Genomic DNA, 20,357 nt, shown 5'->3' with positions numbered 1-20,357 from the left:
AACTTAAACCATTTCGCTTGTTTATTAATCAAATTCGCTCTAGTAAGGTACGAAAACCTCTAGGGCAATGTGTGACGTAAGTACACTCACCGAATTTCGCAGATGGAAGAGAATTTTAAAAGGAATTGATATGAGCGCTGAAACTTCGTTTAGTAAACTTTTATTACGCGGAACGCGTCAACTAGTCTATTGGGCGTTACAGCCTATTTTAATAGCTGCTTCTCTTTACTTGGCACATACTAACGCCTCCCTTGATGCGCATGTTTTATTTATCACAGCAGCGTTTTGTATTATTACGCTCTTTGAAATTACTATACCCGCGCGCCCAGAGTGGCGAAAAAGCGCGGGTGAAACTGCCGCACTTTTGGTATTTGTGTTCCTTGCAGGGGCAGCATATGCGTTAATAGAAACACTGTATGAAGCATCACTTTTTAAGTGGATGGCGAGTTTAAGCGAAGCGTGGCAATTAAATATTTTGCCTTCGCAATGGCCTAAGATAGCGCAAGTGTTGCTAATTTTTGCAGCATTTGAATTTATCAATTATTGGTATCACAGGGCGTCTCATCGTTGGGGAGTTTTGTGGCACTTATCTGGTCATAGAGCACACCACGCATTTAAAAAACTAAGCGGATTGAATGCGGTTGCTAACCATCCGGTTGAAGCTTTTTTTCTCATACTTCCGCGCGCTATTGTTGGAGTTCTATTAGGCGGCGACGCGGTAGGAGCTGGGGTCGTTTCTTTAACTGCAGTTACTGCGATACTCGCACATAGCAACCTGAATTTAAACTCAGCGGTGGTTGGCTGGTTCTTCACAACTAATCGTTACCATATTCATCATCACTCTCAAGTGATCAGTGAAAGCAACACTAACTATGGCTGCGTATGTATTGTATGGGATCGTTTATTTGGCACGTTCAAAGACGCAGATACGAAAGATACTGGCATTGGTGATGTTCAGCCGAGTTACAAAGCACTTTTTATAATGCCGTTCAAACGATAGGCGCGTGCATTAAACCTAATGCTTCTTTGAAACTGCGCTTAGTAAAATACGGTATATTTAGCAACCAACAACTTTACATTAAAACACAATTTATTTCGGTGTAGGCTAGCAGTTGAAATCACAAATGTTACTTAAAGCCCTTAATAGTAAACAAAGCTGCAAAGAGCGCATTAGGTACACAAACACTTACATTGTATAAATTAGATGCCTTGACTTACTTAATTTACAATTTGATACTTGAAACCAGTCATTTAACACTAGAAGTTATTAAGTCTAGTTTTTTTAATTTTTGTCTGATAGGACCGCAAGGAGGCACCCAGTGAATCTCATCAAACGTATTAATTTTGTTTCGCCCTCGCGCTTTTCATTATTTTTAGCTTCTGGGGTATTTATTAGCTGTATGGCTAATGCAACACCACAAACTAGCGACAAAGAAGAGTTCGTCGAACCCAAAGATATAGAAGTCGTTGAGGTAAAAGGTAAAGTTAATAAAAATAGTGGTTTTTTCCTACGTAAAATCCAGCGAACGGAGCTGGATTTTTACAGACGATTCAACGCATTAGCGGACAACAAAAAGTTCAAAGTAAGATGTAGAAAAGAGTCATCCGTAAACAGCCGAATTAAGAAGACTGTCTGCTACCCCCAGTATGCACTTGATCGGATGTACAAGGAAACTCAGCAGGCGCTTAGGCAAAACATGCCTAGCCCGACGATGAAAGATATCGAAGACTTAACAGTTAGCGACAGAGAAGAGTCTTTTGCCTATATGGAAACAGTTGTTAAGAAAGATCCTGAACTAACTAAGTTATTAATAAATATGCGCAAAGCCCAGCTTGAATATGAAGAGTGGAAGTCGCAATAGTTGCGCAGTTGTATAGTTTATTTAATTGTATCTGTTGGATTCTGTGCCACAGATACTTTCGCTGTGCCCTGAAAGTTCGGCCAATCCCTCGGACTTTTAATTAGGGTTTAATAATAACTGTGCGCTGACACTTAATAATGGCCGTATATGCGTTCCCTTAACGCTGTGTAGTGACGGCCAAAGCCCCCTCAGTGATTACGCAGCGCATCAATTAACTCGTCTTTACTCATGTTTGAGCGCCCGTCAATGCCCACATCTTTGGCTTTTTGATAGAGTTCATCTTTAGTGCGATCTTCGTATTTATTTGCTTTGCCGCCGTCTTTTGACGGAGTTTGTTTACTATTGGCTTGTGCATTGGCAATGCGCGCTGACTTTTCCTTGCTATAGCCTTCGTCGCGAAGGGCCTCATAGGTATCGTCGTTCTTAATTTGGTTACCGTGGTCCTTAGCCATTTTAAAACTCCTGTTCTGAATGGTAAGAGAAGCTGTGATGTTTATAGTATTTCATACTTGGTATTCGCCTAAATGGTTTAGGTTCGGGTAGCAACTTGGAAATTCAGGCTAAAGAACAATGGGTTTAGTCAGTAATAGTTTTGCTGCTAATACGAGAAAAAATGTCATTCATCGCAAACACCTAAATGGATAAGAAGGCGCTGCACCGCAATGTTACCGCTTAACACGTTAAAACTTCTTGTGTTGTCTATTTTAGTGCGTTTTGTGCACAGGAAAAGTGCAATTGTGTCAATGGTTTAGCGTTTTTACGCTATTGCGCGTTGAAAATTAAGCCATTAGTCTAAAGACATTGTAGATGGAAGGCTGAGCGAAATATGAATAAAAATGTACAACAAACCACGATAAATTCTTCACGTCGAAATTGGTTAAAATCAGTGGGGTTAGGGGCTGGTGCAGTGGCCCTGACGACGAGTGTCGACAGTATTATGGGCGACCTGCATGCGGCGGGAATGCCCACCGAACATTTTCCGTCGGCTACACCTAACGTGAACGATGGTCTTATTCGCTTATCGTCAAATGAAAACGCCTTTGGACCTTCGAAAAAGGCCGCTAAGGCCATGCAAAGCGAGCTTTTGAACCTAGCGCGTTATACCGACGCTACGGTTGAAGTGTTGGCGCAAAAAATTGCTAAGCAAGAAGGCGTATCTGCTGACCAAATCGTTATCACAAACGGTTCTTCACCAATTCTTTTTGGCTATGCCGACTGGATCACGAAAAATGGTAATAAGCTAGTAACGTCTATGGCAACTTATGAAGGTGTACCGCGAGGCGCTGAGTTTATGGGGGCAGAGGTAACTTACGTGCCCCTTGCTAATGACATGACTTTCGACCTAGACGCCATTGAAGCGGCAGTAACTGAAGATACAACCGCCGTTTATGTATGTAACCCAAACAATCCAACGGGCAGCATGGTAGATGCGGCTAAACTTACCGCTTTTGCAAAACGCGTATCGAAGAAAGCGCAAGTCTTTATTGATGAAGCCTACATTGAAATGTCAGATGCTTACCCGGCTAACGTGCAGTCGAAGCTAGTAGCAGAAGGGCATAATGTAGTAATTTGCCGCACATTCTCGAAAATTCACGCCATGGCAGGCCAGCGTTTAGGTTACGCCATTATGCCAGCTGAGCAAGCGAAAACCATGGGCGGTATGCTGCGAATGGGGGGCGTAAACTACTTGGCACTCGTTGCAGGTATGGCAAGTATGGATGACCACGCGAATCTAAACACTATGCGTTCACGGATTAAGACTGAACGTGACAAGTTAGTAAAAGTCGCCAAAGAATTAAAGCAGCCGTATGCGCCGAATCCACAAGGGAATTTCATTTACATGGATACGGGCATGCCGCACGACAAGTTCGCGGAAAAAATGAAAGCTCAGGGTATTAAGGTAGTAGGGCGCACTTGGCCAGGTTACGATTCATGGTCGCGAATAAGTGTGGGTACGCCGGCAGAAACAGACGCATGCGTTAAAGCATTAAAAGCAGTACTTGCTTAGAAAAAACAACAATAACACCTAGCGCAGAAAGAAAAGGCTGAACACTATTTGTGTTCAGCTTTTTTCATATTAGTTGTGCGAAAATTCATGCTATTTTTCGATAGTAAACGTTAAGCCTGCTTTTTCTTCTAGGCGGCTAATTAACTTATCGCCTAAGGCTGCTGCTGGTGTATAAAAGCCGCCTGATAGGTTTACGTCTTTACACAAGCAAAGGGCAGATTCTGAAATCATCTTGCTGGTAGAGCCATAGCCAGGGTCTTTATCGCCTTTAACCGATACGGCTAGCATATCGCCATTGTTGGCTGTGCCTACAAACATTACATCGTAAAAGCCGTTCTCACGCTCTTCTTTACTTGGGCCTTCTCCAGGTTTAGGGCCATCATCGCTAGCCAGCGACTTATCTTTAGCTACGTGGTTTGCCATGGCTTCACCTTTTTCGCCAGGGCCGGTCATCATCATTTCATCGTACTGAAAGTTCTTACCGTAAGCGTAGCCTGCTAGGTAGTTAGAACGGTGAACGTTCTTAGTATTAATTGCCGCCATAATAAATGGCGCTACCCACGTACCTAACTGTTCGTCAAAATAAGGTTTGTTGCCATCTGGCTGTGGTTGGTTAGTCGAACCATCTGTTAGCGAGAGAGGGTTGATAAGTGCTGCCATTACTGACTTGTCTTTGTGCGCTGCAGCCATGGTTGCTTTTAGGCTAGCCGCTGTACCGCCAGAGAACGTGCCCTGCATTTTGCGTACTCGACCTTTTACATATTCGATTACTTCGCCGGTTTGTTTCTTCGCATGTTCTTGTAAATAATGAACACCTAAATCGAAGGGCACAGAGTCGAAGCCGCAAGAAAAAACAATGTTTGCACCCGTTTCCTTAGCTTTTGCTTCGTACTTGTTGATCATTTGGTGCATCCACGCTGGTTCACCACATAAATCTGTATAGCCCGTACCATTATCAACACATGCAGAAAGTAACTTTTCGCCGTAAATTTGATAAGGTCCTACGGTAGTTAGTACAACGGCTGTGCGCTTTGTCATTGCATCAAGTGCGTCGGCATCATCACCGTCGGCTACAATACTAGCAACGCTATCGCTAATGCCTAGCTCTTGTTTTACATCATTCAGTTTAGCTTCGTTACGACCTGCCACTGCCCATTTAACATTGCTGTCACTGCCATACTGCGCCTGAAAATACTCAGCCACTAGTTTGCCTGTAAAACCTGTAGCACCGAAGATAACTACATCAAATTCGCGTTCGTTACTCATTGTTTTGTCCTGTTTTATTCCGTTTCGACACGTGTCACCAAAATGCACTTCCCAATATACGCACAAGCGCCCATATCTATCATTTTTTTAGGTAATATTTGTCTATTCACGAAATTAAACAGTGGATACAAAGCAACTAGCACAATGATTTAACAAAAGTAGCTAGCCGAGCCAGTCCTACATTCAAACGCTCTATACTGGTAGCGAAAGAAAGTCTTACATAGTGATCTGCATTGTGCTCGCCAAAATCATTGCCCGGTGTCAGCGCCACATGATACTGCGAGAGCAGAGCATCACAGAATTCGATAGCACTTAAGCCTGTATGTTTGATATTGATGTAAGCGTAAAACGCGCCGTCAGGTTGAGCATCCAAACTGAGCCCCATATTCTGAAGTGCATCAAAAACAAGAGTTGCACGCTCTGCCAGCGTATTGCGGTTTTGCTCACACTGCGCCAACGCTTCAGGGGTAAAGCACGCAAGTGCGGCTTTTTGAGAAAGGGTAGAGGGGCAAATAAACAAATTCTGCGCGAGCTTTTCGACTATTGAGGTCATCGTCTCAGGCACTACGCACCAGCCAAGACGCCAACCCGTCATACCAAAGTATTTTGAAAAGCTATTTATAACTACCACAGTGTCCTGCAGTTCTGCGTTGGCAAGCACAGTTTGCAGTTTGTTGTTATTTGATTTAGACGCGGCAATATCCACTCGAACATCCAATGAAAGCGCTAGGTCTAAATAAATTTCATCAACAATTAAAAAGCCACCCTTGGCTTTGCAGTATTGTCCAATCTTATACAGCTCGTCTATATCTATCGCCGTGCCTGTAGGGTTGGCAGGTGTGGCGATAAGCACGCCTTTCGTGTTGTGTTTCCAATTATCGGCAACACTTTCGGCAGTTAGTTGAAAGCTATCTTCACTACGTGTTGGTACTAGCGTTACCTCTGCGCCAAACGCGTTTAAAAAGCGTCGATTGCACGGGTAAGAAGGGTCGCCCAATATTACGTTGTCGCCAGGCTCTACTAAAGCGGCGCTTGCCAAAAGTAGTGCGCCTGAAGCTCCAGCGGTAACTATGACTCGTGATGGGCTTAGTTTTACATCATGTTGGGTTTCATAAAAGCTAGCGATTGATTGACGTAGTTCTGGAATACCCAATGCAGAGGTATAGGGAAAGTCAGGAATATCCAAGCTTTCTTTCATTGCCGCAAGTACTGCCGCTGGAGCGCCAAAATCAGGCTCGCCTAAATTAAGCCTAATAACATCTTTACCTTGCTCTTCTAGTACGGTGGCTTTTTCGCCATAGGCCATGGCAAGAAACGGAGAAATAGCGGTAGCGCGAGAGGTAAACTTCAAAATTAAACCCTTCATAGATTGAGCTGGTTAAATCGATAACGCAATTAGGGCCTACTCTTGGCAGTGATTCAAGTAAATCTTTGAAAAAGGAAAGGGACTGCGTTCGCTATGCGCACAACTTTTGCGCATAATATTTTTAGTTGATTAGCTTGAGATAGTTATGCGTCAAAAAGTTTCTTGTAATACGTCGTTCAATAGTGACCTTCTCAATGAAGCAAAGTCTCTCAATATAAAGCTTTCTGAGGTTTTTGAAGCCGCTTTAATTAGGGCAGTAAACAAGAAAGAAAAAGTAGAATGGTTCAAGCAGAATGATGGCGCCCTTAAAGCTCATAATGACAAAGTAATTAAGAATGGAACGTTTTCGGAGTCAATCCGTCAGCTATCGTGATAAGTCAGTTTTCAGTATGTAGATATTCATCATTTAAATTGCGATAGCGATTTGCTTTTTCGGCATAGTCAATGCTATTCGTATTTAAACGGTTAATCGTATTTTTGTGTTCCGGGAAGTCGCATAGTAATGAGCTATTTTCGCCTAATACGTCGAGTTAGGTGTAGTTGCACCTTGTTCTTGGTGGATAACGATAACTGCCGTAAATCAAATACTGTGAATTGTATTGATTAATTTGAGGTGTGCAGTCAAATTAGTTTGAGTTTTTAGTGTCAGTATTTTTTACGGTGCTTTAATGTTATGGCAGTTAATTTCCATTATGTGAATATTAAGTATATGTAATTATTAGTTTATTTTTGTTTGGCGTGCAAATTGCTGATACGGATTAAGTATAATAAAAAACTCATGTATAAGGGAATATAAAAGTGATAAAAGTCCTGTCAAAAGCCTCCGCGTTTGGAGTTGCCATCGCACTAGGTGCTTCTCCGGTCTCTGCGATTGTTATTACAGAAACTCAAGATGCTCTCAGTTTGGCTAACGCCTTATTAGTTCCAGATTCAAGCATTACCATTAACTCAGCGTCTTTAATTGGAGGTGCATTTGGAAATGAGTTTTGCGACGGCAATGATTGCGAAGTTTTAATCCCTTCCTCCATTGACGTTATAAATGCTGCCTCGACTATTCCTTCACAACCAGCTCTTGGTCAGGCTGGTATTTTTTCCAATGCTTCTGGGACTTACAATTTACCAGCCGCAGGCGGTATTGTATTTAGCACAGGAAATGTCACTGACGCGCAAGATTCTGCAAGCACCCAGAACTTCATAAGCGGGGGCAATGGTAACTCGGCAACAAGTATTCAAAATGAGTTGTTAGAGCCTTTGACCGGTATTTCTGCACATTTTGATCCTGTTCAATTGGATATCAGCTTTACTGTCGATGGTGACCAAGCTTCAACAATAACGTTTTTTGGTGCTTTCGGCTCAGAAGAATTTCCAGACTTTGTTGGCGACACTTTTATAGACGGCTTCGGTTTGTATGTAAACGGTGAAAATGTTGCAGGTGCTCTTACAAGTGATGCTGAGATTGGTGATTCTCTTGCTCCAATCAATATTAATCATCCAGATTTTGTTGAAATGCCAGGTACAGCACTTAACGGTGTGTTAGCACCTAATGGCAACCCACTTCTTCGATTTGATGTACCGGTTTTACCGGGTGACAACACCTTTACTTTACTTTTAGCTGATGCTGGCGATAGCAGCCATGACTCTGTAATGTATTTGGCAAGTTTTGGAGAGTTGGGCGAATCAGAGTTTACTCCAATCCTTCCAGACTTAAGTAATCCAACTAATGATGATGGTGAATTTGTATTCGAACTGCCTGAAGTTGAAGCGGAAGAGACTATATGGTTCGACCCAGATGTCGCATCAGGTTATGTTTATACATCAAATCTAGCGATTGCTTCTGTTACTGCGCCATCTCTAGCAACCGTGCCAGACCCAGACGGTTATATACTTGAGTTTACTTCTGGTAACACCCTGCAACAGTTTACTCTAAATGCAGGCGAAACGTTTGATTTTGGTTTAAACGGCTTTGACGATGTTTTCGATTTCTCAATATTAGGTATCAATTTAGATTTGGCGCTAGATCCAACTAACCCGCAAGCATTTGTAACGGGCGTGTCTTTCGCCGAGTCAGGTGACCTTTCATTTACGCAAGCACCGATAATCACATTTGTTCCCGATGATCCTGTAAATAGTGTTCCAGCACCCAGCTCAGTTTTCATGTGGGGCATTAGCCTATTAGGTCTTTTGATTACGAGAAGAAAACTGAAAAAGTGACATAAGTAAATTTTATAAGCCTAAGTGGAAGCGCTTGGGCTTTTTTAGTTTTGAGGTTTTATGAAGGTTTTTATTCAGTTTGCATGTATTTGTTTTATTTACATGAGCTCGAACGTTTTTGCAGCAGACAGCGAAGGCAAGTTCGCTGCTAAAGGAGCTGGCCGGAAAGCATGTGAAGATTTCGTAGTCAGTTTTCAACAAAAAGATTCTGAATTTTTACTCTACGCTGGATGGCTAGAGGGATACTTATCAGCTTATAACCAGTTCCAAAAGAACAATTACGATATTGCTCCTTGGCAGACAACTGAGTTATTTTTAATTTTGTTACAGAGGCATTGTAGTGAAAATAGCAATGTTAAATTTCTGGATGCTACCAATACGATGATAAGAGCTTTTTATCCTATTCGGTTGGACTCTGAAGGGACGATCGTGAAAGTTCAAGTGGGCGATGCTACTGCCTATTACTACAAAGAGATTTTGTTGAGAGCAAAAACACGGTTAAAAAAAATGGGGTTTTATCCAAAAGAAATTTCTGGCGATAAATTTACAGACGAAGATATTAAAGCGTTTTCTAACTACCAGCAGAAATTTAATCTAAAGGTTACTGGTTTACCAGACCAAAACACGTTAACTACACTCTTTCTAAAAGCTAACCCCAACTAATCATTTACTGATTAATTTGCAGACGGAAAATTACGTACGATAAGCCGCAACACTAGAGGCTTATCGTATTCGCTTTACTCAGCATGTTTCAACACTTGATAAAGCTCATCTTTCAACTCGGCGCGGTCGTGTTTTAGCTTGTGTAGCGTTTCATCACTAGCGGGTGATCCAAGCTCTTCAAGGTTTCTAATTTCGTAATCTAAACTGTGATAGCGTTTTGCCTTTTCGGCAAAATCAGTGCTAGTCGCATTTAAACGGTTAATCGTATCTTTGTGTTCTGGAAAGTCGCTTAGTAGTGAGTGGTTTTCGCCTAACATAATTGTTCTCCTGATTGTCCTGTTTCATAACAGCCAAGTAAGATTATCAACACTTTCTTCGATATATAATGCTCTAAATACTGTAATCAGTTTCAACAAATTATTAATAAAGGCAGTCAATGCCTAGAGTCGAGCAAGGAGTAGCGTTAAAACGACGAATTACCATGGGCAAAATCTCTTACATAGGGTAGGCTAGAAATTCACAATAATAAGGACTAACTGCATGCTGCAATTGAACATTTTTCACAAAGCCGCGCGACAGGTGAAAGCATCGGGTAAATCAGCTATTGCGTTTACGGTATTGTTTGTCGTGTCTGCATCTTCAGCTTCAGCTTGGGCAGCGTTACCAAGCATTGGTGAATTCACCAGCGATATGACCAAAAAAGATGGTTTAATTCCTGTTTACTATGACGATGAAAGCGACAAAGTTTACTTAGCCGTGCCAACTAACAACGCAGAGTACTTATTCCAAAGCAGTTTGCCATATGGCGTAGGTTCAAACGATATAGGCCTTGATCGCGGCCAGTTAGGCGATACGCGCTTAGTCAGTTTTGAAAAATTTGGTAATAAGGTTTTATTAAAGCAGCACAACACCAAATATCGTGCGGCCCACGGCAGCGAAGCTGAAAAGCAGAGTATTGATGAAGCTTTCGCAGATTCGGTTATTGCTGGTTTTACGCTGGTAGCAAAAAGCGACAAAGTTAGCCTTATCGACTATACGCCTTTTCTGTTAAGTGATATTCACGGTATAGGAAACCGTATGGCACGCACCAACCAAGGTAGCTTCAGCGTTGATAAAATGCGAAGCGGTGTGTACTTACCTAAAACTAAAGGCTTTGAAAGAAATACTGAATTAGAAGCTTTAGTCACTTTTGCTGGTAAAAAACCGGGCGAATACGTGCAGCAAGTTACGCCCGACCCAGAGAGCGTGAGCGTGCATTTGCATCACTCGTTTGTGGCACTGCCTGACAATAACTATACGCCCAGAGAGTACCACCCATACTCAGGCTACTGGAAATTCAGCTACTTTGATTACTCTACACCCATAAGTGAGCCTACTGAACAGCGTTTTATTACCCGCCATCGTTTACACAAGAAAACGCCTCATGCGGCGAAGAGCGAAGCAGTAGAGCCCATTGTGTATTATCTAGATCCAGGCATTCCCGAGCCGGTAATGACCGCGCTTAAAGAAGGGGCAAGCTGGTGGAATCAAGCCTATGAAGCTGCAGGCTACAAAGATGCGTTTCAGGTGAAAGTATTGCCAGAAGGGGCCGACCCAATGGACGTGCGCTATAACGTGATTAACTGGGTGCACCGCGCAACGCGCGGTTGGTCTTACGGTTCGTCGGTTGTCGACCCACGCACCGGCGAAATTATTAAAGGTCACGTTACTTTAGGTTCGCTGCGCGTAAGGCAAGACTATTTAATTGCCCTAGGCCTAACCAGCCCGTTCAAAGAGGGTAATATCGACACCACGGTGCAGCAAGAGATGGCGCTAGACCGCATTAGGCAACTGTCTGCTCACGAAGTAGGACATACGCTAGGCATAGCACACAATTTTGCAGCAAGTGAAAATAACCGTGCGTCGGTGATGGATTATCCTCATCCCAAAATTAGCATTAAAAACGGCAAAATCAGCTTGGAAGGCGCTTATGATAAAGGCATAGGCGCATGGGATATACACGCCGTAGCATATGGTTACCAAGACTTTGCCAGCGACGTAGAAGAAGCCGAAGCCTTAGCAAAAATTATTGTAAAAGGTCGCAACGAGGGCTTAAGCTTTAAATCAGATCCAGATACCCGCAGCAGTCGCCATGCATCGGCAAATGGCCATATGTGGGAAAATGGGAGCAATCCGCTAGATGCCTTCGATGAAATTTCACAAGTGCGCGAACTGGCGTTAGCCAATTTAGGCCTAGATACCTTAAGCCCGAACAGTAGCTTGTCGTCTCTTGAAAATGCTTTAGTTCCTATATACTTGCTACATCGCTATCAGCTAGAAGCTGTAGCAAAGCAAGTCGGCGGTTTAGTGTATGAATACGAACGTAAAGGTGACTACACCCAAGCACAGGGCCAACAGTTTGTAGCGCCTGCAGTGCAGCAACGCGCTATGCAACAGTTGCTGACCGCGACTACCGCCGATTACCTGACCATTCCTGAGTCGGTTCTCGCCCTTATTCCACCTACAGCTTATGGCGACGATATTACTCGCGAGCACTTTAAGGGAAAAATGGGCTTAATGTTAGACCCTGTTTCTGCCGCAGCTTCGTCATCCAACTTTGCTTTTGAGTTGTTATTACACCCAGAACGCTTAAACCGTTTAGAGTGGCAAACAAGAAGTACTAAAGATAGACGCAAAAAAGTAGGCGTTTCAATGCTAGTGAAGCAAATACTTAGCGTACACTGGTATAAAAACAAGTCGCAAAGCCCGCTAGCCAAGCGCTTACAGTTAGTGGCGTTAAATGCAGTGATGAAAGCAGTAACTAACGACAACCTAGCACCTGAAGTAAGAATGGAAGCTGAACTTGCATTACTTGAATTTAGTGAGTGGCTAGACGATAAGGCTGACGACAATCAGTATGAAATACTGAAACAGCAGTTTGATACTTACTGGGCTAGTAAGACATGGCCAAGTACCTTTGATGTAGAACCGCTGCCGCCTGGTTCGCCGATTTAGAAAAGCTGATAATTAATGTTAGGGACAACGCAATTAGAGCAAAACCATAGCCCGAGTAACAAGCAAGTGCCGCAAAGAACCTTTGCGGCCTTGGTAACTCTCTTACTCGTTGTAGTACTTCTAATAATAGTTCCATTAGTAGAAAGTCTGCATGGCGGTGTGCTGTGGGGCTTAAATTACCATTCCCCCAAATTTATGTCACAGGTCGGCGACGCGTTAGCCTTAGTTAAGCTTATAGCGCTTTGCGCAGGTGTGTACCTGCTTTTTACGCAGTACGGTAAATTTAGGCATCTTGTTAAAAGTAAATGGTTATCTGTTATTTTTAGCTGTGTTTTAGCACTAGTGGCGCTCATTCAGATTGCGATAGGTCTATTTGGTGTACTGATTGATGCAACACTAGGAACTAACCGAGACTACTTTCATAAAGAATTTGAAATAGAAAATAACACTATTTACGTGTATACCGCAGACCCAGGTGCCATGGGTACGGCCTACCATTATTTCTATTTAAAATGTCCACTACCTTTAAACCGCTATGAATTAAAGTTTATTGAAAAAACAAATTGGGTATGGGAGCTAGAGCTTAAAGCTTCTGATAATGGTTTTGACGTATTTAATCAGCGTGATGGGTTTAAATATCGCGTTAGTTTGGGTGAAGTAGGGTGTGATTAGTTACCTTGTAACTCTGCCCAGAGTGAATGAAATCTTGTATGGTTATCGTTAAGTGATACTATAGTGGCACATTTGAAAGCTGGAACCTGCATCGTGAAAGTAGAATTAGTTACTACATTGAAGAGACAAGCCACAAAAATTCTGCAAGACCTGCACACTTCAAAAGAGCCTGTTTTGATTACTGAGCATGGTCAGCCATCAGCTTACTTAGTTGATGTTGATGATTATGAGATGATGCAGAAGCGCATGTCGATTCTGGAAGGTATTGCAAAAGGTGAGCAGGCAATAAGAAATGATGATGTTTCAACTAACCTGCAGGCCAAAGAGAAAATGGATAAATGGCTGAAATAGTATGGTCAGAACCTGCTCTAAATGACTTGGACAAGATTGCTGAATACATAGCGGTATCTAATTTAGTTGCGGCTAAGAAACTGGTTAAAGAAGTCTTCGCCAAAGTAGAAATACTTAAGGAATATCCTAAATCAGGAAAGTCAGTCCCCGAATTACCATCCCTCAATTACCGCGAGCTTTATGTAAAGCCCTGTCGAATTTTTTATAAATTTGAGGACAACAAAGCCTTTATTTTGCACGTAATGCGGCACGAACAAGATCTTAAGCGCTTTTTATTAGATTACCGTTAATTCACTTTAAGTACATTTGGTGAACACAGCAGTTTTTTCCCGTTACTTCCGGCTTGTGCCAAAAGCTGACGCATAGTTTTTCCAGAAACTCATAAAACATAGATTTGTGATTTAAATGAGTGTTATGCTCGATATGGCGTTTAGTGCACCCACACGGAAGTATTATGAATAATAAGTATTTATTGATAAGTCTGCTGCTCTCTGCATCAACGTTTGCAAACACTTTCAAAGCTGATGACTTTATCATCGAATATGATGCCGACGTCCCTATTACAGTAGTTGAGCAACTCGCATCAAGAGTCAGTGAAAATAAGAAAATTGTAAAAGCTTATTTAAGCCAATCTGAAGAATATAATGGAACTCCAATTCAAGAAGACTTGGTAGTATTTATTTCCAAAAAGCGTCGTACTCCTTACCAAGATTGGAATACGATTCATATTCCAGAGAAGAGAATTCTTTCGGCCTTCTCGTCAGCAGAGTCAGAAAACAGCGGTATGGCTGTTATCCACGAATTAACGCACGTGTATGCTGTCAGTGACTTTCGTAAAAAGAAGAAAAACGGCTATGAAGATCGTTTCTTTGATGATGGTCTTGCCGTGTTCTTACAACACAGATTTGGTGAATCACCTGAATACCCTGATTTTGGTCAAGATTTGTATAGAGCAGTAGCAGAAACGTCGGTTAGCTACGGCGGATTAATACCTTTGACTGAATCAGAAAATGTAAGACACTCAGCAAAAACGGGAACAGGTAGACGTTTGGCGTATTTACAAGAAGGTGCCTTTACCCAGTTCCTGATCGAAAATTATGGTTTAGACCAATATCTGAAAATTTATGCTGGGGAGAATATTCAAGCAGTTACTGGTAAGTCTTTTAGTGAGCTTGAAAATGATTGGGCTGCATTGATTAGTAGTTTTGAACCGTGACAAACGCAATCAGTCTCTAGCTATCGCTTATGCGAGACCGTCCGGTGTTTGTCTCTAGATGCCTTTGGAGCTGTTAGGCAGCAGTGTACGTATTGCTGCCGCTCTGACCAACAGTGATTCCATATATTTGCTTTTATTCTCATTCACCAGTTTTGCGAACGCCTCAGTGTATGACTTAGATGCTTAAAACTGTACTATGCCAATAGTGATTTATTTATATGCGAACCGATGTTCGCATATAAATAGAGTCGCAAAATAGTAAAAGTGACGCCAGCTCAGTCGCAGCGAAGGATAACAGGAGATGGCCCGTTATGATAAAAATCAATAAGCGGTTATTAGAGTACACTTCGTTAAAATGTTAGCCAACTTGCCATAGCATTGAGCATCAAATTTTGAATAAAAAGGTTTAGCTTGAAAAAAATTATATTATTTTGCCTACTAACTTCGAGTTCCGTTTTCTCTGAACAGCATGATCATGAACAATTTCTTTTACAGGCAGTAAAAATCGGTAAGCAAGTACAAGAAAAAACGAAAGGTAAAACTATAGTTGAGAGAATCTCATTCACTGAAGGCTTTGCCAAAGACTTTTCTAACAATCCCATCGCTTTAGATATTATTATGCAAGGGCTTAGTGTTGAGTATTCTTTTGCTGGTGCGCATAGAAATGCCTTAACTACTAGAGATAGAACTGCTGAAATTGAAAGCTCTAGTGTTGAAGGTTTAGCTGACTATAATGCAAAAAGTGCTGTAGTTGAAATTTTGGAACGGGCTCAAACACATAAAATCGTAATGGTAAATGAAGCTCATGATATTGCACAACACAGAGTTTTAACTTACCGCCTACTAAAAGGGTTATGGAAACAAGGCTATCGCTACTTTGCTGCTGAGACATTAAGTAGCTCCGCTACTCTGCAAATTGATAAAGGCTTTATAACTAAGGAAGTTGGTTATTATACACGTGAAGCCCTTTATGCAAATCTAGTGCTTACAGCAAAAGAAATAGGATTTGAGATTGTTTCATATGACCAACATAAGCCAAGTACGCTTAATACAATTGATGAGCGGGAAACTAATTCTGCACTAACCCTCAAAGAAAAAGTTTTTGATAAAGACCCCAACGCAAAAATTATTATCCATGTTGGTTACTCTCATATAAATGAGGAAAAGTGGCTTGCAAGTAAACTTCAAAAGTACACGGGTTTAGAAACGCTTACCATTGATCAAACTACACGTATAGAACGAAGCAATATCAAGTATGAGCATCCTACGTATTCTAGAGCTGTTAAAAACGTCGAATTGCAAGAGCCATTTACTTTTGTAAAAAGTAACGAAATTTGGAGTTCTGATTCGAATAAATGGGATATCTCAGTTTTTTGGCCAAGGACAAGTTACCTCAATGGACGCCCAAAGTGGGCTTCTTTAGGCCGAGATAATTACAACGTGAACACAAATGATTGTAAAAATTCGTACCCTTGTATGGTTGAAGTTTTTAAATTTAACCGTAAAAATGAAGTCCCCTTAGACAGGGTGCTCATTTCATCTAAAAACGACCACAAGTCCGTCTTTTTATCTCAAGGTGATAATATTATTGTGACGACTGATAGTAACGGTAATCAGATTAATAAAATCATAATTCAGAATTAAAATTTGCTAAAAAACTAATAATTAAGCACAAATAACAGTTGGTTTTGCTCCTTCGTCGCGTATTTTAACCAACTGTTATCTGACCATTATTAGAGCGTTGAACGTCTGCTTCTTGTCTGAAGCGGACCAGCGCATTGGTTGTGGTCAAGGTCCGCTTTACTCTCATTGCAGCCATCAACTTGCGTCCAAAAACCTACAACTCCTTGTAATTCGTAAACACCTTATACAACTGTGTTCCGCTCAATACTGAAGCTGAAGGAAAATGCAGAATAGGGATCAGATCGCAAGGCGCTTCTAGCGTTCTGCTGCCGTTGTCGGTGTCTAAATCGTCTATATTTAGAATTTGCGCCAGTGGTTCACCTTTCTTAACCGTTTGGCCTGGTTTTGCCATGTACTCCACCATGCCGCCCCAGTTAGTAAACAGGGTTTTATAGTCTTTTAAATACACGCCTAAACGCTGCATAGCTTTCGGTTTAATGTCACACTCGTGTAATACACCTTTAGCGTTTAAGTAGCTAAGAATACTGGTGGCGTCTATATTACCTTCGTTAAAGTCGATCACTTCTTGGCTACCCATTTCTAGCGTGAAAGCCTCTACGTTAAAGCTAATCTCGCGCTCTAAATTAGTTTTTATGCTTTCTTGCAGTGTCCACCACGGGCAGAACGACGCTTCGTCTAGCGCACCTGCAAATACGTTAGGTATAAAAATACAATGGGGAATGTTAAACAGCTTAGCACTGTCTTTGGCGTACTCGGGAATATAAACGTGACGGGTAGACACCGGGCCGTTGTGGAGATCTAACACGAAATCGGCATTTACTGCCATTTGCTGTAGCTTTAGGTTCAACTGCTGCGCTAGTCCTAGGCCCCAGGGTTCAGCCAGTTTGTTGTCGATGGCGTTAGATAAATGAGCGCGAAAACGTTGTTTTATGCCTTCAATAGACTCTTCACGGGTGACCGTTTTGGCGAAATGCTTAACTGCTTCTTTATCGAAGAAATAGCCGCGGTTCCAGTTTGTGCCGTTCACAGGATCGAACCGGCCTAACGTGTACTCACCGGCTTTAATGTTAGTGCCAATGGGATTACAGTTGGGCACTAGGATAATTTCGCCGCAAATATCCATGTCTTTTAAGCGCTGAATAAGATGGTAAATTACCACGTTGCCTTGCACTTCAGCGCCGTGAATAGAGCTTTGAATATACACGGTGGGGCCAGGGCGCGCTCCTTTCATTCGATAAATTGGCACGTTCATGTTACGTCCAGACGCGTTTTGCGCCACTACCATGTGTTTTTTTACTACTTGGGTTGTCATTTAAATCAACCTATTTTCTGTTCATTTTTCCAATGAAAACGTGGCAATCATATCTATAAGCGTTTTTGTAAGGGCTCAAGCGTTTTCAGATGATTGCTCAAAATACATAAATCGTAACATTTTGATGATTGTTCAGTGCAACTATTTCCAAAACGCGTCGTCTCAAAAAACAATGTAATTAAAGAAAGATCTGAAATGAAATTAACAAAAATAGTTCCTTTAACTCTTTTACTGGTTTTGGCTTCTGGGTGCACGTCGAAACAGTTGTACAACGCAGCGCAACAAAACCGCTTGCAAAACTGCAGCGAATTGCAGGGGGCGCAACGAGATGAGTGTGAAGCACTGTATCAAAAAGATTATGAAACTTACGAACGTGAACGCCAAGAAGTCTTAAACGATAAAAAGTGAGTTTGTAAATGTTGAAGGGCAGGTCTCTATACCGTGATGGATAACAACGATTAGGTTTAATAGTTACCTGCCATCTTATATTTTATGGTTTATTTAATTGCATTCAGCAAGCACATAGCTCGCAATCTACGCCTTTAGGTAACTTCCAGTTTCGCCACTCGTGCGACAGAGCATCAAACGTCATTAACGTGTTTTTAGGAATACTATCGAAATCCATCAATACTTGCATAGCTAGCATCGCTTGGTAAGTACCAACAATATTCACCACTGGCGAGAATATACCTGCCTCAACACAGCTTAAATCGGGTGATTCAAATAACGTTCGTAAGCATGCATAGCAGCGGCTCTCACCGGGTATAGCTACGAAAAGCTGGCCTTCAAAGCGAATGGCTGCACCCGATACTAGCGGGGTATTTAGTTTAAAACACAGTAGGTTTATTAAATCTCGCGAGTCTGTATTGTCGGTGCAATCTAGCACAACGTCAGCACGCTCTATGGCTTGTTTTAATGCTGGTGAAAGCTGAGTAGAGCTGGGCGCCGAAAACGGTTCTGCCATTACGGTAATGTCGCAGTCGCTGTTTATTGCAGTAAGCCGCGCTTTAGCCGCCTCTACTTTATTTGTGCCTACATCTTGTTCGCTGAACAAGGTTTGCCTTGGCAGGTTGGTGGCCTCAACTGTGTCGTGGTCTATAAGTGTAAGAGAGCCCACGCCACTGGCGCAAAGGTTAGTAGCAGCCGCGGTGCCAAGCCCGCCAATACCAATGATACAAATATTGGCGTTTAGCAGCGCTTCTTGACCGTCTAGATCCACTTTTGGAAGCACGATATGGCGGTTATAACGCATAGCCTGCTGATGAGTTAGGCTTTTAGACATAGTTTATGCCAACTTAGTTGTTGAATTCATGGCATGCACCCTTATAAAGTGATTACCAAATAGTATTTTGGCTGGTACTTTATCAAAAACCGCCAAAATGTCGCATATCAAATTAGGATTTCATATGTCAGTTGTCAGCCAACCCCTTAATATTGCCGTACTCACTATTTCAGATTCGCGCACCCTCGAAAACGACAAGTCGGGAGACTACTTGAAAGAGGCGCTTACCTCGGTTGGCCATAATCTTTACGATCGCGATTTGGTGAAAGACGATATTTATCAGCAGCGCGCCGTGGTGTCGAAATGGATTGCCGATAAAAACATTCACGCTGTATTAATTACCGGTGGTACAGGTTTTACCCACCGTGACTCAACGCCAGAGGCCATCAGTGTATTGTTCGACAAAGAAGTCGACGGCTTTGGCGAGCTATTTCGTCAAATTAGCTATGAAGAGATTGGAACATCAACCATTCAGTCTCGCGCAGTAGCGGGCTTTGCTAATAATACGGTTATTTTCTGCCTGCCAGGTTCAACAGGCGCGTGTCGTACGGCGTGGGAAAAAATTATTTCTAGCCAGCTTGATGCCGACTTTAGACCGTGTAATTTTGTGAAGCATTTGGTGGAAGCATGAGTACCTTTAGCCATTTAAACGCTGGTGGCGAAGCTAACATGGTAGACGTTAGCGACAAAGACGTTACCAAGCGAGAAGCCACAGCAGAAGGTTTTTTATACGTAAGCGAAGACGTTATTCGCCAAATCTCTGAAGCAAAAATTGCAAAAGGGGATGTATTTGCTGTTGCTAGAGTAGCAGGTATCCAAGGGGCGAAACGCTGCGCTGATCTTATTCCTCTCTGTCACCCATTGGCATTGTCAAAGGTGGATATAAACTTCGACATTCAGGCCGACCAAAATCGAATTCAAGCCACCTGCTATTGCAAGCTAAGCGGTAAAACCGGCGTTGAAATGGAAGCGCTCACGGGTGTAAATGTGGCGCTGTTAACCTTGTTTGATATGTGCAAAGCCATCGACCCTGGCATGCATATGGAAGGGGTACGGGTACTGGAGAAAAAAGGCGGTAAGACAGGCCATTGGCAGTCCGACACCTAGTTCAATTAAAGGCCAGTGAGCTAAAAAAGTAACGTGTATAAAGCGAACAAGCATTCAAGACGCAACGCACTTTAGGCTCAACGTATTTCCGAGGCTTGGAAAGATTAATTAGCGCGCACAAAGCGACCTTAACAACGTAGATAACAGGCAAAGCATGCAGGTAACGGTAAAAACATTCGCACAAACCAGAGAGATTACGGGAGAGGACAATATCGCGCTCCATATAAGCGAGAGCAGCACTATTGAGACCGTGATATCGCAGCTTAAAACGCGTAGTGACAAGTGGGCATTAGCACTAGAGGGTAGTGTGCTTACTGCCTGTAATCAAGAGCTTTGCGATCTCCAAACAGTACTTAGCGACGGTGATGAGCTGGCGCTATTTCCACCTGTGACAGGGGGCTAG

At 42.4% G+C, this 20,357-nt stretch carries 22 protein-coding genes; 16 read left to right on the top strand and 6 right to left on the bottom strand.

Features of this window, described 5'->3' with window-relative positions:
• Positions 1-130 precede the first annotated feature (130 nt).
• Positions 131-1,000 (top strand): sterol desaturase family protein, encoded by an 870-nt coding sequence (locus PCAR9_RS11370; protein WP_179983696.1) that lies wholly within the window; start codon positions 131-133, stop codon positions 998-1,000.
• Between the two features lie 319 nt (positions 1,001-1,319).
• Positions 1,320-1,862 (top strand): hypothetical protein, encoded by a 543-nt coding sequence (locus PCAR9_RS11365; protein WP_179983695.1) that lies wholly within the window; start codon positions 1,320-1,322, stop codon positions 1,860-1,862.
• A 188-nt stretch (positions 1,863-2,050) separates the two neighbouring features.
• Here the strand turns inward: PCAR9_RS11365 and PCAR9_RS11360 are convergent, their stop codons facing one another.
• The gene (locus PCAR9_RS11360; RefSeq protein ID WP_179983694.1) at positions 2,051-2,314 is read right to left on the bottom strand and encodes a DUF7218 family protein; all 264 of its coding nucleotides are present in this window, start codon (positions 2,312-2,314) and stop codon (positions 2,051-2,053) included.
• 374 nt (positions 2,315-2,688) lie between these two features.
• Here PCAR9_RS11360 and PCAR9_RS11355 point away from each other — a divergent pair, with 374 nt between their 5' ends.
• On the top strand, positions 2,689-3,870 hold the full coding sequence (locus PCAR9_RS11355) for a pyridoxal phosphate-dependent aminotransferase (protein ID WP_179983693.1): 1,182 nt from the start codon (positions 2,689-2,691) through the stop codon (positions 3,868-3,870).
• Between the two features lie 90 nt (positions 3,871-3,960).
• On the opposite strand, the gene PCAR9_RS11350 is transcribed toward PCAR9_RS11355, so the two are convergent.
• Together PCAR9_RS11350 and PCAR9_RS11345 are read right to left on the bottom strand one after the other, a co-directional pair.
• Positions 3,961-5,136 carry a saccharopine dehydrogenase family protein gene (locus PCAR9_RS11350; RefSeq protein ID WP_179983692.1) on the bottom strand — a complete coding sequence of 392 codons (1,176 nt, stop codon included), beginning with the start codon at positions 5,134-5,136 and terminating at the stop codon, positions 3,961-3,963.
• A 136-nt stretch (positions 5,137-5,272) separates the two neighbouring features.
• A complete protein-coding gene (locus tag PCAR9_RS11345) occupies positions 5,273-6,487 on the bottom strand; it encodes an aminotransferase class I/II-fold pyridoxal phosphate-dependent enzyme (RefSeq protein WP_232091179.1) in 1,215 nt (404 codons plus the stop codon).
• A gap of 160 nt (positions 6,488-6,647) precedes the next feature.
• Between PCAR9_RS11345 and PCAR9_RS11340 the strand changes: the two genes are divergently transcribed.
• The 3 genes from PCAR9_RS11340 to PCAR9_RS11330 all read left to right on the top strand — a co-directional run bounded on the left by PCAR9_RS11340 (position 6,648) and on the right by PCAR9_RS11330 (position 9,376).
• Positions 6,648-6,875 carry a type II toxin-antitoxin system CcdA family antitoxin gene (locus PCAR9_RS11340; protein WP_179983690.1) on the top strand — a complete coding sequence of 76 codons (228 nt, stop codon included), beginning with the start codon at positions 6,648-6,650 and terminating at the stop codon, positions 6,873-6,875.
• Between the two features lie 425 nt (positions 6,876-7,300).
• The gene (locus PCAR9_RS11335) at positions 7,301-8,713 is read left to right on the top strand and encodes a choice-of-anchor L domain-containing protein (protein WP_179983689.1); all 1,413 of its coding nucleotides are present in this window, start codon (positions 7,301-7,303) and stop codon (positions 8,711-8,713) included.
• A gap of 60 nt (positions 8,714-8,773) precedes the next feature.
• Positions 8,774-9,376, top strand: a complete 603-nt coding sequence (locus tag PCAR9_RS11330) for a peptidoglycan-binding domain-containing protein (RefSeq protein ID WP_179983688.1) — start codon at positions 8,774-8,776, stop codon at positions 9,374-9,376.
• A 74-nt stretch (positions 9,377-9,450) separates the two neighbouring features.
• On the opposite strand, the gene PCAR9_RS11325 is transcribed toward PCAR9_RS11330, so the two are convergent.
• On the bottom strand, positions 9,451-9,693 hold the full coding sequence (locus tag PCAR9_RS11325; protein ID WP_179983687.1) for an HP1242/YdcH family protein: 243 nt from the start codon (positions 9,691-9,693) through the stop codon (positions 9,451-9,453).
• A 223-nt stretch (positions 9,694-9,916) separates the two neighbouring features.
• Here PCAR9_RS11325 and PCAR9_RS11320 point away from each other — a divergent pair, with 223 nt between their 5' ends.
• From PCAR9_RS11320 to PCAR9_RS11295, 6 genes are all read left to right on the top strand, one after another.
• A complete protein-coding gene (locus tag PCAR9_RS11320) occupies positions 9,917-12,370 on the top strand; it encodes a zinc-dependent metalloprotease (protein ID WP_179983686.1) in 2,454 nt (817 codons plus the stop codon).
• Positions 12,371-12,385: 15 nt separating this feature from the next.
• Entirely contained in the window at positions 12,386-13,042 is a 657-nt protein-coding gene (locus PCAR9_RS11315; RefSeq protein ID WP_179983685.1) for a hypothetical protein, read from the top strand.
• Positions 13,043-13,135: 93 nt separating this feature from the next.
• Entirely contained in the window at positions 13,136-13,393 is a 258-nt protein-coding gene (locus tag PCAR9_RS11310) for a type II toxin-antitoxin system Phd/YefM family antitoxin (protein WP_179983684.1), read from the top strand.
• Positions 13,381-13,683 carry a type II toxin-antitoxin system RelE/ParE family toxin gene (locus PCAR9_RS11305; RefSeq protein ID WP_179983683.1) on the top strand — a complete coding sequence of 101 codons (303 nt, stop codon included), beginning with the start codon at positions 13,381-13,383 and terminating at the stop codon, positions 13,681-13,683. The genes PCAR9_RS11310 and PCAR9_RS11305 overlap by 13 nt, the downstream gene beginning before the upstream one ends.
• Before the next feature lie 164 nt (positions 13,684-13,847).
• The gene (locus PCAR9_RS11300) at positions 13,848-14,609 is read left to right on the top strand and encodes a hypothetical protein (RefSeq protein ID WP_179983682.1); all 762 of its coding nucleotides are present in this window, start codon (positions 13,848-13,850) and stop codon (positions 14,607-14,609) included.
• 411 nt (positions 14,610-15,020) lie between these two features.
• Positions 15,021-16,253, top strand: a complete 1,233-nt coding sequence (locus tag PCAR9_RS11295; RefSeq protein WP_179983681.1) for a hypothetical protein — start codon at positions 15,021-15,023, stop codon at positions 16,251-16,253.
• A gap of 193 nt (positions 16,254-16,446) precedes the next feature.
• Here PCAR9_RS11295 and PCAR9_RS11290 read toward each other — a convergent pair whose 3' ends face one another.
• The gene (locus tag PCAR9_RS11290) at positions 16,447-17,565 is read right to left on the bottom strand and encodes a M14 family metallopeptidase (protein ID WP_179983680.1); all 1,119 of its coding nucleotides are present in this window, start codon (positions 17,563-17,565) and stop codon (positions 16,447-16,449) included.
• Positions 17,566-17,760: 195 nt separating this feature from the next.
• On the opposite strand from PCAR9_RS11290, the gene PCAR9_RS11285 reads away from it, so the two are divergent.
• Positions 17,761-17,973 carry a hypothetical protein gene (locus tag PCAR9_RS11285; protein ID WP_179983679.1) on the top strand — a complete coding sequence of 71 codons (213 nt, stop codon included), beginning with the start codon at positions 17,761-17,763 and terminating at the stop codon, positions 17,971-17,973.
• Positions 17,974-18,076: 103 nt separating this feature from the next.
• Here the strand turns inward: PCAR9_RS11285 and PCAR9_RS11280 are convergent, their stop codons facing one another.
• Complete coding sequence (locus PCAR9_RS11280) at positions 18,077-18,847, bottom strand: HesA/MoeB/ThiF family protein (RefSeq protein WP_179983678.1); 771 nt, start codon at positions 18,845-18,847, stop codon at positions 18,077-18,079.
• 124 nt (positions 18,848-18,971) lie between these two features.
• On the opposite strand from PCAR9_RS11280, the gene moaB reads away from it, so the two are divergent.
• The 3 genes from moaB to PCAR9_RS11265 all read left to right on the top strand — a co-directional run bounded on the left by moaB (position 18,972) and on the right by PCAR9_RS11265 (position 20,357).
• Entirely contained in the window at positions 18,972-19,478 is a 507-nt protein-coding gene (moaB, locus tag PCAR9_RS11275; RefSeq protein WP_179983677.1) for a molybdenum cofactor biosynthesis protein B, read from the top strand.
• Complete coding sequence (gene moaC, locus PCAR9_RS11270; protein ID WP_179983676.1) at positions 19,475-19,954, top strand: cyclic pyranopterin monophosphate synthase MoaC; 480 nt, start codon at positions 19,475-19,477, stop codon at positions 19,952-19,954. Before moaB ends, moaC begins: the two co-directional genes overlap by 4 nt.
• 154 nt (positions 19,955-20,108) lie before the next feature.
• Positions 20,109-20,357: a MoaD/ThiS family protein gene (locus tag PCAR9_RS11265; protein WP_061095255.1), complete on the top strand. Its 249-nt coding sequence runs from the start codon at positions 20,109-20,111 to the stop codon at positions 20,355-20,357.

Origin of the sequence: Alteromonas macleodii (genome assembly GCF_903772925.1) — a bacterium.
In the GTDB taxonomy this organism is placed as follows: Bacteria; Pseudomonadota; Gammaproteobacteria; order Enterobacterales; family Alteromonadaceae; genus Alteromonas; species Alteromonas macleodii_A.
This window is presented reverse-complemented; position numbering and strand designations above follow the sequence as displayed.

What these genes read in the sequence shown, in the direction of transcription:
- PCAR9_RS11370 (WP_179983696.1), top strand. Translation starts at nt 131, where the DNA reads ATGAGCGCTGAAACTTCGTTTAGTAAACTTTTATTACGCGGAACGCGT.
- PCAR9_RS11360 (WP_179983694.1), bottom strand. Translation starts at nt 2,314, where the DNA reads ATGGCTAAGGACCACGGTAACCAAATTAAGAACGACGATACCTATGAG.
- PCAR9_RS11355 (WP_179983693.1), top strand. Translation starts at nt 2,689, where the DNA reads ATGAATAAAAATGTACAACAAACCACGATAAATTCTTCACGTCGAAAT.
- PCAR9_RS11350 (WP_179983692.1), bottom strand. Translation starts at nt 5,136, where the DNA reads ATGAGTAACGAACGCGAATTTGATGTAGTTATCTTCGGTGCTACAGGT.
- PCAR9_RS11340 (WP_179983690.1), top strand. Translation starts at nt 6,648, where the DNA reads ATGCGTCAAAAAGTTTCTTGTAATACGTCGTTCAATAGTGACCTTCTC.
- PCAR9_RS11330 (WP_179983688.1), top strand. Translation starts at nt 8,774, where the DNA reads ATGAAGGTTTTTATTCAGTTTGCATGTATTTGTTTTATTTACATGAGC.
- PCAR9_RS11325 (WP_179983687.1), bottom strand. Translation starts at nt 9,693, where the DNA reads ATGTTAGGCGAAAACCACTCACTACTAAGCGACTTTCCAGAACACAAA.
- PCAR9_RS11320 (WP_179983686.1), top strand. Translation starts at nt 9,917, where the DNA reads ATGCTGCAATTGAACATTTTTCACAAAGCCGCGCGACAGGTGAAAGCA.
- PCAR9_RS11315 (WP_179983685.1), top strand. Translation starts at nt 12,386, where the DNA reads ATGTTAGGGACAACGCAATTAGAGCAAAACCATAGCCCGAGTAACAAG.
- PCAR9_RS11305 (WP_179983683.1), top strand. Translation starts at nt 13,381, where the DNA reads ATGGCTGAAATAGTATGGTCAGAACCTGCTCTAAATGACTTGGACAAG.
- PCAR9_RS11300 (WP_179983682.1), top strand. Translation starts at nt 13,848, where the DNA reads ATGAATAATAAGTATTTATTGATAAGTCTGCTGCTCTCTGCATCAACG.
- PCAR9_RS11290 (WP_179983680.1), bottom strand. Translation starts at nt 17,565, where the DNA reads ATGACAACCCAAGTAGTAAAAAAACACATGGTAGTGGCGCAAAACGCG.
- PCAR9_RS11285 (WP_179983679.1), top strand. Translation starts at nt 17,761, where the DNA reads ATGAAATTAACAAAAATAGTTCCTTTAACTCTTTTACTGGTTTTGGCT.
- PCAR9_RS11280 (WP_179983678.1), bottom strand. Translation starts at nt 18,847, where the DNA reads ATGTCTAAAAGCCTAACTCATCAGCAGGCTATGCGTTATAACCGCCAT.
- moaB (WP_179983677.1), top strand. Translation starts at nt 18,972, where the DNA reads ATGTCAGTTGTCAGCCAACCCCTTAATATTGCCGTACTCACTATTTCA.
- moaC (WP_179983676.1), top strand. Translation starts at nt 19,475, where the DNA reads ATGAGTACCTTTAGCCATTTAAACGCTGGTGGCGAAGCTAACATGGTA.
- PCAR9_RS11265 (WP_061095255.1), top strand. Translation starts at nt 20,109, where the DNA reads ATGCAGGTAACGGTAAAAACATTCGCACAAACCAGAGAGATTACGGGA.